14 protein-coding genes and 1 tRNA gene are annotated in these 15,329 nt (G+C 64.2%); 9 read left to right on the top strand and 6 right to left on the bottom strand.

Translation table 11 applies throughout. The features are described from left to right. Positions 1–33: 33 nt before the first annotated feature. Positions 34–1,866 carry an ABC transporter ATP-binding protein gene (locus B5X73_RS09425; protein WP_079521475.1) on the top strand — a complete coding sequence of 611 codons (1,833 nt, stop codon included), beginning with the start codon at positions 34–36 and terminating at the stop codon, positions 1,864–1,866. Here the strand turns inward: B5X73_RS09425 and B5X73_RS09420 are convergent. Beyond that, a complete protein-coding gene (locus B5X73_RS09420; RefSeq protein ID WP_079521474.1) occupies positions 1,836–2,756 on the bottom strand; it encodes a LysR substrate-binding domain-containing protein in 921 nt (306 codons plus the stop codon). The two genes, B5X73_RS09425 and B5X73_RS09420, sit on opposite strands and share 31 nt — an antisense overlap. Before the next feature lie 89 nt (positions 2,757–2,845). Here B5X73_RS09420 and B5X73_RS09415 point away from each other — a divergent pair, with 89 nt between their 5' ends. Together B5X73_RS09415 and B5X73_RS09410 are read left to right on the top strand one after the other, a co-directional pair. Then, positions 2,846–3,748, top strand: coding sequence for a DMT family transporter (locus B5X73_RS09415; protein ID WP_079521473.1), 903 nt, complete (start codon positions 2,846–2,848; stop codon positions 3,746–3,748). A gap of 69 nt (positions 3,749–3,817) precedes the next feature. Next, positions 3,818–5,446 (top strand): serine hydrolase, encoded by a 1,629-nt coding sequence (locus tag B5X73_RS09410; protein WP_079521472.1) that lies wholly within the window; start codon positions 3,818–3,820, stop codon positions 5,444–5,446. 56 nt (positions 5,447–5,502) lie between these two features. Here B5X73_RS09410 and B5X73_RS09405 read toward each other — a convergent pair whose 3' ends face one another. Then, positions 5,503–7,938 carry a DUF3772 domain-containing protein gene (locus B5X73_RS09405; protein WP_079521471.1) on the bottom strand — a complete coding sequence of 812 codons (2,436 nt, stop codon included), beginning with the start codon at positions 7,936–7,938 and terminating at the stop codon, positions 5,503–5,505. 159 nt (positions 7,939–8,097) lie between these two features. Here B5X73_RS09405 and tpiA point away from each other — a divergent pair, with 159 nt between their 5' ends. The 6 genes from tpiA to B5X73_RS09375 all read left to right on the top strand — a co-directional run bounded on the left by tpiA (position 8,098) and on the right by B5X73_RS09375 (position 12,899). Then, positions 8,098–8,847, top strand: coding sequence for a triose-phosphate isomerase (gene tpiA, locus B5X73_RS09400; RefSeq protein ID WP_079521470.1), 750 nt, complete (start codon positions 8,098–8,100; stop codon positions 8,845–8,847). Positions 8,848–8,871: 24 nt separating this feature from the next. Further along, a complete protein-coding gene (gene secG, locus B5X73_RS09395) occupies positions 8,872–9,324 on the top strand; it encodes a preprotein translocase subunit SecG (protein ID WP_079521469.1) in 453 nt (150 codons plus the stop codon). A 33-nt stretch (positions 9,325–9,357) separates the two neighbouring features. After that, a tRNA-Leu gene (locus tag B5X73_RS09390) sits at positions 9,358–9,442 on the top strand. 123 nt (positions 9,443–9,565) lie between these two features. After that, positions 9,566–10,183, top strand: a complete 618-nt coding sequence (locus B5X73_RS09385; protein WP_079521468.1) for a hypothetical protein — start codon at positions 9,566–9,568, stop codon at positions 10,181–10,183. A 154-nt stretch (positions 10,184–10,337) separates the two neighbouring features. Further along, positions 10,338–12,392 (top strand): putative bifunctional diguanylate cyclase/phosphodiesterase, encoded by a 2,055-nt coding sequence (locus tag B5X73_RS09380; protein WP_079521467.1) that lies wholly within the window; start codon positions 10,338–10,340, stop codon positions 12,390–12,392. Positions 12,393–12,452: 60 nt separating this feature from the next. Further along, complete coding sequence (locus tag B5X73_RS09375) at positions 12,453–12,899, top strand: hypothetical protein (protein ID WP_079521466.1); 447 nt, start codon at positions 12,453–12,455, stop codon at positions 12,897–12,899. 33 nt (positions 12,900–12,932) lie between these two features. Here the strand turns inward: B5X73_RS09375 and B5X73_RS09370 are convergent, their stop codons facing one another. From B5X73_RS09370 to B5X73_RS09355, 4 genes are all read right to left on the bottom strand, one after another. Then, positions 12,933–13,913 (bottom strand): NAD(P)H-quinone oxidoreductase, encoded by a 981-nt coding sequence (locus B5X73_RS09370; protein ID WP_079521465.1) that lies wholly within the window; start codon positions 13,911–13,913, stop codon positions 12,933–12,935. A 5-nt stretch (positions 13,914–13,918) separates the two neighbouring features. Continuing rightward, the gene (locus B5X73_RS09365) at positions 13,919–14,521 is read right to left on the bottom strand and encodes an HAD family hydrolase (protein ID WP_079521464.1); all 603 of its coding nucleotides are present in this window, start codon (positions 14,519–14,521) and stop codon (positions 13,919–13,921) included. Positions 14,522–14,529: 8 nt separating this feature from the next. Then, a complete protein-coding gene (locus B5X73_RS09360; RefSeq protein ID WP_036113901.1) occupies positions 14,530–14,883 on the bottom strand; it encodes a UBP-type zinc finger domain-containing protein in 354 nt (117 codons plus the stop codon). Between the two features lie 100 nt (positions 14,884–14,983). Further along, positions 14,984–15,259, bottom strand: a complete 276-nt coding sequence (locus B5X73_RS09355; protein ID WP_139382716.1) for a hypothetical protein — start codon at positions 15,257–15,259, stop codon at positions 14,984–14,986. Positions 15,260–15,329 lie beyond the last annotated feature (70 nt).

Raw genomic sequence — 15,329 nt, 5'->3', positions numbered from 1 at the left:
CGACGTGACTCGTTACCGGTCTACAATGCCGGCATGATATTCCGATGGTTCGAATCCCTGATCGACATCTTCCGCGAGGTCCCTGACCGGACCCCGCCGAAGAGTGTCGTCCGCTTCTATGTCCATTACCTGCGTCAGGTATGGAAGATCTTCGTCGCAGCCCTCGTGGTGGGGCTGGCCGTCGCCCTGATCGAAGTCGCCATGTTCGACTTTCTTGGGCGCCTGGTCGACATGGCGCAGAAGACGCCAGCGGCGACCTTCTTCCAGACGCACGCCGGTACGCTCGCGTGGATGGCCTTTGTCGTGGTCGTCCTGCGTCCCCTCTCGATCGGGATTCACGATCTTCTGGTCAACCAGACACTCAATCCCGGCATGACCAGCATGATGCGCTGGCAGCATCATCGCTATGTCCTCAAGCAAAGCCTGTCTTTTTTCCAGAACGATTTCGCCGGGCGCATCGCCAACCGCATCATGCAGACGGCGCCCTCGCTGCGGCAGTCGGCCGTGCAGGTGGTCGACGCCCTCTGGTACGTCACCGTCTATGCCGGTACCTCGATCTACCTGTTCGCCAAAGCGGACATCTGGCTGGCCGTTCCGCTGATCTGCTGGATCGCCGGCTATATCGGCATGCTCGTGTTCTTCGTGCCACGGGTGAAGGAACGTTCGTGGAAGGCGTCGGAGGCCCGCTCGAAGCTGATGGGGCGCATCGTCGACGGCTACAGCAACGTGATGACTCTGAAACTCTTCGCCCATACGAACCGCGAGGAAGCCTACGCGCGTGAGGCCATCGTCGAGCAGACGGAGAAGGTGCGGTCGTCGAGCCGCATGGTCACGACGATGGATGTCTCCATCACCACGCTCAACGGCCTGCTGATCGGCTTCACCAGTGCGCTGGCGTTGTGGCTTTGGTCGCGTGGCACGGTGACGACGGGTCAGGTGGCGCTCGCCGTGGGCCTGGTCATCCGTATCAACAACATGTCCGGCTGGATCATGTGGGTGGTCAACGGCATCTTCGAGGATGTCGGTACCGTCCAGGATGGCATCACCACGCTCTCGCAGGAACGTACGGTGGTCGATCGGGCCGACGCCGTGCCGCTGGTGGTGTCGAAGGGCGAGGTCCGCTTCGACGATATTCATTTCCATTACGGCAAGGCCGGCGGCATCATCGGCGGCCTCGATCTGGTCGTGCGTGCGGGTGAGAAGATCGGACTGGTCGGCCCGTCGGGTGCCGGCAAGTCCACGATGGTGAACGTGCTGCTGCGTCTCTACGACCTCGAGGACGGGCACATTTACATCGATGGGCAGGATGTCGCGAAGGTCACCCAGGAATCGCTGCGCTCGAAGATCGGCGTGGTGACGCAGGATACTTCGCTGCTGCATCGATCGATCCGGGACAACCTGCTTTACGGGCGTCCGGATGCGACCGACGCGGAGATGGCCGAGGCCGTCCGGCAAGCTCGTGCGGATGAGTTCATCCCGCTGCTGTCGGATGGCGAAGGTCGCACGGGTTACGACGCCCACGCCGGCGAGCGTGGCGTGAAGCTATCGGGTGGCCAGCGGCAGCGTATCGCCATTGCGCGCGTCCTGCTGAAAGATGCGCCCATTCTGGTTCTGGACGAAGCCACCTCGGCGCTGGATTCCGAAGCGGAGGCAGCGATCCAGGAGAGCCTCGAGACGCTGATGCGCGGCAAGACCGTTATCGCCATCGCCCACCGCCTGTCGACCATCGCGAAGATGGATCGTCTCGTCGTGATGGAGCATGGCGCGATCGTGGAGACCGGCACGCATTCGGAGCTGATTGCGCGCGGTGGCCTTTATGCGCGCTTGTGGGCGCATCAGACGGGTGGCTTTGTCGGGGTGGAATGAGGCTGTGCCCGGGCCTCCTGGGCCTCTCGCTCGGCCCACCCGATAAAAGCGAGTGCCGCCTTGCTCGGCGGCCGATGCGCCGAATGCACCAGGTAATAGGCGTAACGTGTCGGCAGTTCCGGTCCGGGCAGTCGCACCAGCCGCCCGTCGGCGAGATGCGCGGAGGCCAGACGGGTCCGGGCCAGAACCGCGCCCAATCCGGATGCGGCCGCATTGAGGCTATCCGCTGAATCGCTGATCGTATGCATCGTGCCGCCACGCGGATAACGCACCCCGGCCGTCCGGAACCACTCCCGCCAGCCTTCGGGGGCGATATCGGTCAGCAGGGGCAGGGCGGCGACATCCCCGGGCGTCGCGATACCGGCGGCGAGCTCGGGCGACGCAAGAGGTTGCAGCGAGTCGTCCATGAGAAAACGCGCGGTGAGTCCGGGCCACTGGCCCAGGCCGTACCGGATGCCGAGGTCAGGGCCTCCTTCGTCGAAACGCACCAGTGCGCGGTCGGTGTCGATGGACAGGCGTACCGCAGGGTGCGCGTCGATGAAGCGGCGTAGCCTTGGCGTCAGCCAGTTGGCCGCGAGCGACGGGAGGATGCTGATCCTCAGACCGTTGTCCCGCCGATGCTGACGCAGGCTGTCGAGCACGGCTTCCACCTCGGCAAGGGCCGATCCGGCGGCATCGGCCAGGAGCCGGCCTTCCGGCGTCAGGGCAACCCCGCGGGCGTGTCGCTGGAACAGACTCACACCGAGGGCGGTCTCCAGTTTGCGCACATGGTGACTGACCGCGCTTGCGGTCAGATGCAGCTCTTCCGCCGCGTGGGCGAAGTTCTGGTGCCGGGCGGCGGATGCAAACGCGGCAAGGGCCGGGAGCAGGGCGGAGCGCATGGAAGGCATGAATCAGATGAGGGGCTGGGTTGCAAAGAATGCGCTTGTCTGGCGTGCGGTTCCAGCGACAATGAGCCTCAGACACAAGTGAGGTTCGTATGTCCGCCGCCAGCAACGCCCCGATCGATTCGATCTCTCCCAGCGCCGAGCGCGACTGGCGGACGCCCGTGGAACTGGTGGCCCTGGGCGCCATCTGGGGCGGTTCGTTTCTCTTCATGCGCGTGGCCGCCAGGGACTTCGGCCCGTTCCCGATGGTGGCGACGCGCCTGCTGTTCGGTTCGGTGATCCTGCTGCCGCTGTTGTGGCGCGCCCGCAACACCCTGCGCTTATCGCATCTGTGGAAGATGCTGATGCTCGGCGCATTGAGCGCGGCCGTCCCGTTCACCCTGTTTGCCTGGGGTGCGGAGCGCGCGCCGGCGGGCATTGGCGCCATCGCCAACAGCATGACCGTCCTCTTCGCGGCCCTCGTCGCCTTCGTCGGCTTCGGTGAGAAGATCGGCACGCGCAAGGCCATCGCACTGGTCGCCGGCTTTATCGGCGTCGTGATTCTCGCCAGCGGCCGCACCGCCGGTGACAACGTGGCACCGGCCGCTCTGGCGGGCGCCGCGGCATCGTTCTGCTACGGTCTTGCCGGTAACCTGATCAAGCGCTACCTCTCCGATATCGCGCCCACGGCGGTGGCGGCCGGGTGCCTGCTCGGTGCGACCCTTCTGACCGCGCCGCTGGCCGTGCTGACATGGCCCGACGCGCCCATTCCCGTGAAGTCGTGGGTCGCCGTCACGGCGCTGGGTGTGCTTTCCACCGGTCTGGCCTACGCGTTCTACTTCCGCCTCATCCAGCGTATCGGTGCGCCGCGCGCCGCCACCGCGACCTATCTGGTTCCCCTGTTTGGTGTGGCCTGGGCTTGGATGTTCCTCGGTGAGGCGCTCACCCCGACCATGGCGCTCGCCGGCGCGATCATTCTCGGCAGCGTGCTTTTCAGCGAGAAAAGCAAGGCCTGAGAGAAGTCTTTCGCCGTACGGCGATGCGTGGAATAGTCCCCACACCGTTTTTGCCTGCAGGGGCTTTCCATGTCGCGTCTTCGTTATCTTCTCGCCTTCGGCGTCACCAGCTTCGCGTTCGCACTCGCCGCGCAGGGACAGGACGTGGGGCCGTCGCCCGCGTCCGCCGCCACGGCATCCCGTCCGGCCGCGCTGGCCGACTTCGACGCCTATGTCGATGCGACGCGCAAGCAGTTCGACGTGCCGGGTATCGCGGTGGCGATCGTCAAGGACGGCAAGATCGTCCTCGAGATGGGCTCGGGCGTGCGCAAGCTGGGCGAGCCGGCGAAGGTCGACGCGCATACGCAGTTCGCCATCGCGTCGAACACCAAGGCGTTTACCGCGGCGTCGCTGGCCATTCTCTCCGACGAGAACAAGCTGGACATGAACGACCGGGTGGTCGACCGTCTGCCCTGGTTCCAGATGTCGGATCCCTACGTGACCCGCGAGATGCGCGTGCGCGATCTGCTTGCGCATCGCAGCGGCCTGAGCCTGGGCGCGGGGGACCTGTTGTACTGGCCCGCGACGACGTACACCACGAAGGAAGTGGTGCAGCGTCTTCGTTACGTGCCTCTGACCAACAGTTTCCGAGCGGAGTATGCGTACGACAACATTCTCTTCGCGGTGGCGGGCCTGGTGATCGAGCAGGTCTCGGGCAAGCCCTGGGCCGACTTCGTGCACGATCGCATCTTCGTTCCGCTGGGCATGACCGAGTCGCAGACGCATGCGCCGGAAAGCATCGGCCCGAACGACGACATCGCTACCGGTCACGCCAAATTCGACTTCAAGGACCTGAAGCCGGTCGCGCCGATGTCGTGGAACAACAATCCTTCGGCGGGCGGCATCTACTCGAGCGTGCACGATCTCTCGAAGTGGCTGACCATGCAGCTCGACGGCGGCACATACAAGGACGGCAGCGGCAAGGAGCAACGTCTCTTCAGCGAAAAGCGTCAGGCCGAAATGTGGTCGTTGATCACGCCGATCCGTATCCCTGAGCCCGCCGTGCCCGAACTCAAATCGGCCAGACCGAACTTCTCCGGCTACGGCGAAGGCTGGTTCGTTTCCGACTATCGCGGTCACAAGCTGGTCTGGCACACCGGTGGCTGGCCCGGCATGGTCTCGCGCGTCACGATGGTTCCCGATCTCAAGCTGGGTATCGTGGTGCTGACTAATCAGGAGAGCGGTGCCGCGTTCCAGGCGGTGACCATGCGTGCGCTGGACGCCTTCACCGATGCGCCGAAGACCGACTGGATCGCCGCATACGCCGCCGGCGTCAAAAAGGCGGAAGGTAACGCCGACGACAGCATGAAGAAGCATGAGGCGGCGCGCATGAAGGGTGCGAAGCCCTCGCTGCCGCTCGATGGTTATGTCGGTACGTATCGCGATCCGTGGTACGGCGACGTCAAGGTGTCGAAGCAGGGCGGCAAGCTGTCCATGACCTTCAGCAAGACCGCACAGCTCAGCGGCACGCTGGAGCCGTGGCAGCACGATACGTTCATCGCTCACTGGACGGATCGGTCGCTCAACGGCGATGCGTTCGTCAACTTCTCGCTGGATCCGGATGGCAAGGTCCGCGAAGTGCGGATGGAGCCCGTCTCACCGTTGACCGATTTCAGCTTCGACTTCCAGGATCTGCGTTTGGTGCCGGTCGAGAAGTAAGACTCGCAGGAGCGCCTTGCGCGCGATGTTAAGAGCATCGCGCGCAGGGCGCGCTCCTACGATGAAGGATCGTCCGTGGACGCCTTCGGCGCAGCCGCACCCGTTGGCCCTGGCATCTCCGGGGTATTCCCACCCGAACGCAACACCAGATCCTGCGGTCGGAGCAGCGGAATATCCGCCCCGCGCAAGCGGGCGATGATGTCGAACAACAGATCGCTCTTGACCCCGCCGACGTCGCGCGGGCTACCCACATAGCACGTCGCCACGAACATCATCGCGGTGCGGTCGATGCTGTCCAGCGTCACCGACGGCGCGGGCGTATCCTGCACGGCGCTATGCGCGGTCATCGCTTCCAGCATGTGATCGCGCACGTGCACGGGGTCGCTGTCCAGCGGCATCGGCAGCTTGATCTGCACGCGCCCCTGCGGATTGGCCATCGTCATGTTCCGCACCGGTTTGGTGATGAACGACGAGTTCGGCACGATGATGGTCGAGCGGTCGCCTACCTGGATTTCGGTGGCGCGGACATTGATCCGGCGGATGTCGCCCTCGGCATCGTCCAGCACGACCCAGTCGCCGACCTTGACCGGTCGCTCGGCCAGCAGGATGAGGCCTGAAATGAAGTTCTGCACGATCGCCTGCAGGCCGAAACCGATACCCACCGACAGCGCCGAGGCGACCCACGCCACGTTCTGTACCGAAAGACCCATCGCCAGCAGCGCGATGGCGACGACGATGACGACGCCGACATAGCCGAGCAGGGTGGTCAGCGAACTGCGCATGCCCGGGTCGAGGCTGGTTCGCGGCAGGTACTGGTCGGACAGCCAGTTCTTCGCCACGCGCACCGCCATCAGGCCGACGAAGAACAGGCCGATCGCCGTGAGGATCTGGTCGGGTTTCAGCTCGACGTTGTAGATTTTCAGCGACTGCAGTTTGCCGCCGAGTTCCAGCAGGTCCGGCACGCTGCCGCCGGCACCGGCCGCCGCGGCGGAGAGACCGAGCAGGAACAGGCCCAGTCGCACGACGCCGGAAAGCAATACGCCCGCCTGGTCCAGCATCTTGGGATGCGTGCCGAAGACCGCCTGCGCCCGGGCGCTCATCGGCCCCTTTTCCGACAGCAGCGTCTCGAAGAGGTCGTCGACCAGACGCATCGCAAGATATGTCGCGGCGATCACGATGGTGATCCAGACCACGCGTCCGGCCATGAAGGCGGCGAACGATACATAGCCCAGAAGCAGACCGACCCAGGAAGCGATGATGGCGATCCACGCCGCCGCGATCAGCAGGCTGGCCCAGATCGGACGGGCGGCCGTGGCTTGCCCGGCATCGTCGCTTTCGGCGTCGGCCTCCGTCTTGTGTGTGCGGCTGAGGCGGATCAGTGCGAGCGCGGCGAGGATGGTCAGTGCCACCGCTTGCACGCTGCTGGTCATGACCGTTGCCGCGAGGCTCGTGCCGATCGTCCGGTTCAGCAGGTCGAGAAAGCGGAACAGCACGATTGCCAGCGAGAACAGCATCGGAAAACGCCGCAGCTGCAGGGCGGTCTCGTCCGAGAGTGCGGGCAGTCGCCACGAGGGCTTCTTGGCGGAGATCAGTGCGCGGCCCAGTCCGGCGACGAACGCACCGAAGAACACCAGTCCGACGATGTGCTTCGCGATCTCGTCGGTGTCGTGGCTGAGTGTGTCGTTCCAGTTGATGCCGAGATAAAGGAGCTGGGTGCCCAGCCCGGTGGTGAGTGTCGAGGTCAGCGCGATGCCCAGGATCAGTGCCGAGCGGCGCAGGCGGCCTGGCGGCATGCGGTTGGCCGTGAGGTGGCGCACGCGATGTTCGATATAGAAGCGAACGCCCGTCATCAGAAGCAGGCCGAAGAACACGCAGACGATCAGCGCGACCCGGTTGCCCTGGGTCCAGCTGGCGGCAAGGTCGGTTCTGGCCTGGTTTCCGAAATCGCGAAGATTGGCCAGGTCACGGGGAAAGGCGTCCGCCGGATCCGACCAGAACGCGCGGGACACGGGGGAGTTGGTCCGCTGGGAGATGGTCTGCTGGAAGCGGATGCGCCGCAGATCCGCCAGCTGTCCGGAGGTCTGCTGCGCCTCGAGCGCGATGCCGTCCGCCTGCTTGATCTGAGCATCGACCGCGTTGAACGCCTTGGTGGCGTCCTTGCGGGACGCGGCGAGCTCCGGTGCTTCTTTCGTCCCGCTGGCGGGCGCGGGGCCCATCTGGTCGAGGCGGGCCTTGGCCGCGTCCCGGCTGGACTGCAGGGCGCTCGACACCTTCTGTGCGTTGGAGACGATGTCCGTCGCCTTGCCGCGCAGGTCGTCGATCTTGCCGTCGGTGATCTGCTCGTCCTTCATGGACTTCTCGACCTGGTCAAGCTGGCCGCGCAGATCGTCGATCTGCTGCGCCGGTGTAGTCGTGGCGTCGTCGGTCTGGGCAAAGGCCAGGCCGCTCGTGAAGACGAGCAGGGCGATAAAGAGAATTCTCAGGGTGCGCATACGGGGATCATAAGACAGGCCGGATCAAGGCAAATGCCCGATTCATGCATTACCCTCGGTGAATGGCGCGTGCGTGCCCTCCGTGCGGCAATGCAGCTTTGCCGCCGGGCGGGCCGCCGCTATCCTGCCGCCCCTTTACCCCGCACGGAATCCTGACCCATGCGCACGAAGCTCGTCGCCGGTAACTGGAAGATGCATGGCTCCCGCAAGATGGCGGACGACCTCGTTCGCGAGCTGGTGGAGAACCGGCCGGACGGTCCCGACCTCGTGGTCTTCCCGCCCGATGTGTTCCTGCAGGAGCTGACGCACAAGTACCGCGACCGGGGGCTGCGCTTCGGTGCCCAGGACCTGAGTGAGCACTCGGCGTCGGGTGCTTTCACCGGTGAGGTCTCAGGCAGCATGCTGCGGGACGTGGGCGCGACGTGGGTGCTGGTCGGCCATTCGGAACGTCGTCAGTATCAGCACGAGTCCGACGCGGTCGTGGCCGGGAAGGTCAAGGCAGCCCTCGAGGCGGGGCTGACTCCCATCGTTTGTGTCGGTGAGACCCGTGAGGAGCACGAGGCCGGGCAGGCTGAGGCCGTGATCGGTCGCCAGCTCGAGGCCGTGGTGGCGCACGTGGGCATTGAACCGTTCCGTCATTCAGTCGTTGCTTATGAGCCTGTGTGGGCTATCGGGACGGGTCTGACGGCTACTCCGGACAAGGTGCAAAAAATTCATGCGTTCATCCGTAGCCAACTGGCAAAAAAGGATGTTAATATCTCGCTCCTGACCCGGGTGCTTTACGGTGGAAGCGTCAAGCCGGCCAATGCGGCCGAACTTTTCGCCCAGCCTGATGTAGACGGGGGACTCATCGGCGGTGCGGCTCTCGTGGCGTCCGATTTCCTGGATATATGCGCCGCGGCGCGATAATCGCGACACGGCAAACAAGAAGATATGTTCATCCTCTTCAGCGTTTTCTATATCCTGATCGCCGCGGCGATGATCGTGCTGATCCTCATGCAGCGCGGCGCCGGTGCGGATGCAGGTTCGGGTTTCGGTGGCGGCGCGTCCGCAACCGTGTTCGGTGCGCGTGGTTCGTCGAGCTTCATGACGCGAGCTACCGCGATCCTGGCGGCACTGTTCTTCGTGCTCAGCCTGGGTATGGGTATCTACCTCGGTCGCACGGGTGCTCCCCAGCCGGCCGCGGATCTTGGTGTGATGTCTGGCGTTACCACGCCGGCCGCTCCCGCCAACAACGCTCCGGTGAAGCCGGTCGCGTCGGATGTGCCGCAGGCACCCGCCGCCAACGGTGACACCCCGGCTGCCACGGCGCCGGCAGCGACCAACGATGTTCCGGCTGCGAAGCAGGAAGCCACCCAGGGTCCCGCCGAACCGGCCAAGAAGTAATCAGCGACACACGCAACACGCTGTAAAAGTTATGCCCAGGTGGCGGAATTGGTAGACGCACTACCTTGAGGTGGTAGCGGCTTAGGCTGTGGGGGTTCGAGTCCCCCCTTGGGCACCAACGTAAGATCCGGAGTACCTCAACCGGATCGCAATCAAACCCGCGGAAGCGGGTTTTTTTGTGTCTGCGATTCAGGCACTACAATCTTCGCCAGCCTGGCCTGTGCAGATACAAGGAGGATCGATGCGCACTCAGTTCATGTCAACGATGGCGGTTATTACGTTTTTTGCCTCGACGGTCTCTGCATCCGTTCCGGCTGCGGGCACCGTACCGCCGCCCGACGAAGTGATTCACTTTCTCGGTCCGGACGATACCTTGCTTGCCTACCGGACGGGTGAGCTCTTTGGAACGGGCCTTTCTGGCGCGGTGATCATTGTTCGCCATCCGGTTCCCGATGAAGCGTACGACTTCGATAAGAACCCCTGTGAGCTTATCGTCCTGAAAGGCGAGGGGAGGACCCTCTCAAAGTTCGCTACAGGAACGACGGTCGTGGACTGCGTCTACAACGATTTGAACAAGAGACTTGGCTCAATGGCTCTCAACGACCTGGTGTCTATCGGGTCGGGCTCTTTCAGTTTCATCAATCAGAAGGAGCGGGGTACCGACGGGTTCTACTTCAGATATTCGGTAACCAGGGCTCAGTGGTACCTCGAACGAGCAACGGCGACATTCATGGGTGCAGAGGGGATCACGTCGGAAGAAGCGCTCTATCCCAAAGATTTCGGCTGGACCAGTCTTTCGGACGTTTCCCCGGAACACGTGGCAAGGGCGCTGAATAAGCACAAGACCGTCAGCAAGTAGCGCTGCCGCGTTTGGAGCTTCCAGCCGGTCCTGGCCCCCAGCCTGAACACGTGCAGAGTTTCCGCATCATCCCCCGCTCAAGAATTCGGTAAATTTGCCGACACATCCTCGACGGCCGTATTCGATGGCCATAGCAGGCCTGGCAGATTCCCTCATGCTCGCAAGCAGTTACAGCGGCATCCTCGTTTTCTTCTCGCTGATCGTCGCGGTCCTGGCGTCTTACACGGCGCTCAACATGGCTGGCCGCGTCGCGAGCACGCGTGGGCTCGCATCCAGGTTATGGCTGATCGGCGGCTCGGTGGCCATGGGTTTCGGCATCTGGTCCATGCATTTCATAGGCATGCTGGCATTCCGTCTGCCGATCGCCATCGGTTACGACCTGGGTCTGACGACGCTGTCGCTGGCGATCGCGGTGAGCTCGTCGGCGTTCGCGCTATGGCTGGTCTGTCTCGAAGAACTACCGGGGCGCCGCCTGTGTGGTGGTGCGCTGCTCCTCGGTGCCGGCATCGCCGCGATGCATTACACCGGCATGGCCGCCATGAAGATGGAGCCGGGGGTGATCTATGAGCCCTGGCTGTTCGCCGCGTCGATCGCCATCGCGGTGCTCGCTTCGGGTGCGGCGCTCTGGATCGCTTTCCGACTTCGTCGCGACGCCGAGCGTGTCGTGCTTCCGCGCGTAGGTGCATCGCTGGTGATGGGTTGCGCGATCGTCGGGATGCACTACACCGGCATGGCCGCCTCTCAGTTCCCGCTGGGCAGCTGGTGTGGTGCGGCCAACTCCGGTCTGGATGCGAAATGGCTTGCGGTCGTCGTGATCCTGATCAGCCTGATGGTCTTCGCCATCGCCCTGATCATCGCGATGCTCGACGTGCGCGCCGATGCGTTGGTCACCTCGCTCGACCGGGCGAACAGCGAGCTCGTGCAGCTGGCGCTCCATGACAACCTGACAAGGCTGCCCAACCGTGTCCTGCTTGGCGATCGCATGGAGCAGGCGATTCACACGGCAGCGCGCGAGAAGCGGCAACTGGCGGTGTTGTTCATCGATCTCGATGGTTTCAAAGCGGTCAATGACGTGTTCGGACATCACGTCGGCGATCTTCTGCTCAAGGCGGTGTCGCGCCGTATCCTCGCGATCAAGCGCGAGCATGACACGGTGGCTCGCCTGGGTGGCGACGAATTCGTCGTGGTGCTGGACATCGGGACGCCCGAAGATGCCGCCGTGCTCGCGCAAACGGTGGTCGACCAGCTGGGTGCGGTGTACAGCATCGACGACAACACCGTGCACGTCGCGGCGAGCATCGGTATCGCGATCTATCCCGAGAATGGCCGGACCACGCACGAGCTCATGGTCAACGCCGATGCGGCGATGTACCACGCGAAGGAACAGGGCCGCAACGGTTACTGCTTCTTCGAGAGCGCGATGAACGCCAACGTTCACCAGCAACTGCAGCTCCAGCAGGATCTGCGCCGGGCGGTGGATCGGGGTGAGTTCCTGCTGCACTACCAGCCCAAGCTCGTCTCGCCGAATGGCCCGATGGTCGGCGTCGAAGCATTGCTGCGCTGGCAGAAGCCGGATGTGGGGCTCGTGCCACCCGATGAGTTCCTCTCGGTCGCCGAGCGCACGGGGCTGATCGTGCCGATCGGCAACTGGGTGATCGACGAGGCTTGCCGGCAGATGCGCGCCTGGCAGGATGAGGGGCACGACGACTGGACGGTCGCGGTCAATCTGTCGACCGTGCAGCTGACCCATGTCGGTCTGGTCGACGTGCTCAGGGAGGCCCTCGAACGTCACGGTATCGAGCCGCGCCATCTCGTGCTCGAGGTCACCGAGTCGACCGCGATGCGCGATGCGGAGGCTAGCCTCGCGATTCTCAATCAGCTGGCCGCGCTGGGCGTAGGCATATCCATCGACGACTTCGGCACCGGCTATTCGAGCCTGCTTTACCTCAAGCAGCTGCCGGCCGATGAGCTGAAGATCGACCGTGGCTTCATTACCGAACTGACCCAGGGCAATGACGACGAGGCGATCGTTTCGGCGATCATCGCGCTGGGCAAGACGCTGGGTCTGAAGATCGTGGCCGAGGGCGTGGAGACCGTCGAGCAACAGGAACTGCTGACGCGACTGGGTTGCAACGCGCTGCAGGGCTACCTGCTGGGTGTGCCCGTCGCAGCCGATCAGTTGTCGCGGGCGAACCGGGCGTTGGCGTAAAGTCGCAACGCCGCCCGCTGTGCATTAGGATGCCGTTTCACGACATGCGGGGAACGACCGATGGCCCAGACCGACGACCAGATTGAAAACCTCTTCAGGTTCACCGCCCGGTTCGCGCAGGAGATGCTGTCCGAAAGTGGTGATTTCTATCCGTTCGGTGCCACGATATCGGCGGATGGAAAGATCGCCGCGGTGAGTGGCGATGTCGGTGGCGAAGAAAATCCGCAACCGCGCGATGTTTATGAATCGATTTCGGCGCAGCTGGTGCGTATCGGCGCCGCGGGCGGCGTCGAAGGTGTCGCTCTGGTTGCCCAGGTCGACATTCCTGACGACCTTGGCGCTCAGGTGGAGAAGGGCATCCGCGTGCATATCGAGGGCGACGGTTTCGCCCGCTTCATCTACATCCCTTACGAGATTCGCTCCGCGGGCGAGACGGCCGTGCATCTGCACGAACTGCTCGCCGTCGAGGTGCAGCCCCAGTTCTTCAAGGCTCAAAGCCCAGATTGACCGGTGCGGACAGCCAAGTAAGGTTGACCCGGGTCACATCGTCAGAATGATTTTGCCCGTGCTCTGGCCCGATTCCATGTGCCGGTGCGCCTCGGCGGCCTGGCTGAGCGGGTATTCGCTGTCGACCACGGGGCTGAGCGTGCCGTCGGCGAAGCGGTGCAGCCAGCGCTCGCGGAAGCGTCGTGTCATGGCCTGCTTCACGGCGGCGGGGCGCGATTTCATGACGGTGCCGATGATCTGCAGGTGCCGGTACAACAGCTGGTCGAGGGGCAGCGTCGCTCCATTGCTGCCACCGAGCAGGCCAACCTGCACGAGCCGGCCGCCATGACTGAGTGAGGCAAGGTTGCGCTCGAAATACGGCGCGCCGATGAAGTCGACGATGACATCGACACCTCGCTTGTCCGTTTCCCGTGCGACCACCTCGGCGAAATCGTCGCTGCGGTAGTCGATGGCGATCCCGGCGCCAAAACCACGTACGCGGTCGAGCTTGCCGCCGCTCGCGGTGGCGAACACCCTGGCACCCGCCGCACGGGCGAGCTGGATGGCGGCCGAGCCGACGCCGCTGGCACCGGCATGGATGAGGATGCTGTCCATCGATTCGACGCGGCCGAGATGGAAGGCCGCCTCGTGCGCGGTGACGAAGGCTTCGGGGATGGCGGCGGCTTCCACGTAGCCGAGGCGGTCGGGAATGGTCATCGCCATGCGATGGTCGATGCGCGCGACCTCCGCGTAAGCCCCGCCGCCGACGATTCCCATGACGCGGTCGCCGACCGCATGGCCGTGCACGTTGCGGCCGATCGCGATGATCTCGCCGGCGATCTCCAGGCCCATGATCTCGGAGTCGCCGTAGCTTTCGCCCTTGTAGCCGCCATTGCGCTGGATGATGTCCGCACGGTTGACGCCCGCGGCGTGTACACGCACCAGCAGGTCGTCGTCGCGAGCCACGGGCTGATCGACGTCGGTGAGGTGCAGGACGTCCGCGTCGCCGAACTGATCGAAGGTGATGGCTTTCATGAAGGTTACCTGGTTAGGAATCGCTGGATCTCATCGCGGAGCAGGGCTTCCGAACGGAAGTGGTGCCCGTGCATGCCGACCCGCTTCGCGCCTTCGACGTGACCGACGGTGTCGTCGATGAATAACGTATCGGCCGGTCGCCAGCCGAGATGCCGCGCGGCCGACTCGAAAACGGCGGGGTCCGGCTTGGCCGCGCCGAACTGGCCGGCCACAAGCGCGCGAGCGCCGAAAACTGCGGCCAGTGCCGGAGCAATGGTGGGCAGTTGCCGGGCGAGTATCTCACCGTTGTTCGTCAGAATCGCCGTGTCGGCGCGAGGCGGGAGTGAAGAAGCCAGCGCGATGGCCCAGGGACGTACCCGGGTCGCTTCCCTGCGCGCGGCTGTCCACTGAGCGCAGGAGACCGAGGTGTCGAGCGCCGCACCGAGGCGACGAAGGTATTCATCGGCATCGATGCGCCCGGCATCCGAGTCGTCCTCGATGCCCGAATCGTAAATGGCCGCGTGTACGGAGTCAGGTGAGCGGTCAAGCGCCGCCGCCAGGTGGGCGACGCGGATGCCGGGGTCGTAATCGACGAGCACGCCATCCATGTCGAAAAGCACGTGTCTCATGGATCGGATCAGCCCTCGCTCAGAACACGCTGCCAGTTGCGCGGCACCTTGCCCGCCGGCCCCGGCGTCGGCTGGTCCGACGGATGGCTATGAGGCGGCGCGAGCGACGGCCCGTCGACTTCCGAGTCCGTGCGGTAGTCGTAGAACCAGTCTTCGCCGGGCTCGAAGCTCTGGATGATCGGATGTCCGGTGGCGTGTGCGTGTTTCGAGGCGTGCTTGTGCAGTGAATCGTCGCAGCAGCCGATGTGGCCGCATTGCGCGCAGCGACGAAGGTGGAACCACCAGGTGTCGTTGGCGATGCATTCGGCGCAGCCGGCGCCGCTGGGTTTTGCGGTGGGATCGATGCCGTCGGTGGGGCTCATGGATGGATACTCCGTGCAGGTCCGCCCGATCCTAACCCAGGTGGAAGGGCACCGCGGAGGACGCGCATGCCGTCATTTGTCGCTGGCCGCCGGGCCGGACTCAGAGGATGCGGCCGGCCCGGTTGAGCGCGACGACCTGCATGTGATCGACCGAGGCGGTCAGCAAACGCAGAGCGCGGCGTAGGGCGACGCTGTCAGGGCAGCCGTGTTGCAGAAGCGCTTCGATCCGTTCCGCGGCGTCGGCCACGGGAAGATGTTCGTGGCGAAGGGCATGCCGGGCTACATGGTTGGCTCTGAACTGAGCCTCGTCGTAATCATGATGCAGCAGTGCCTGGAGCAGCCCAAGGGCTTCGATGGAGATCTCCTGCGCTGCCATGACGTTCCACATGATGCCAATGAAACCGTCACGTCGGCCGTCATGCAATCTGCCTTACGGCCTATCGGAG

The organism is Luteibacter sp. 22Crub2.1, assembly GCF_900167995.1.
GTDB lineage: Bacteria > Pseudomonadota > Gammaproteobacteria > Xanthomonadales > Rhodanobacteraceae > Luteibacter > Luteibacter mycovicinus.
This window is presented reverse-complemented; position numbering and strand designations above follow the sequence as displayed.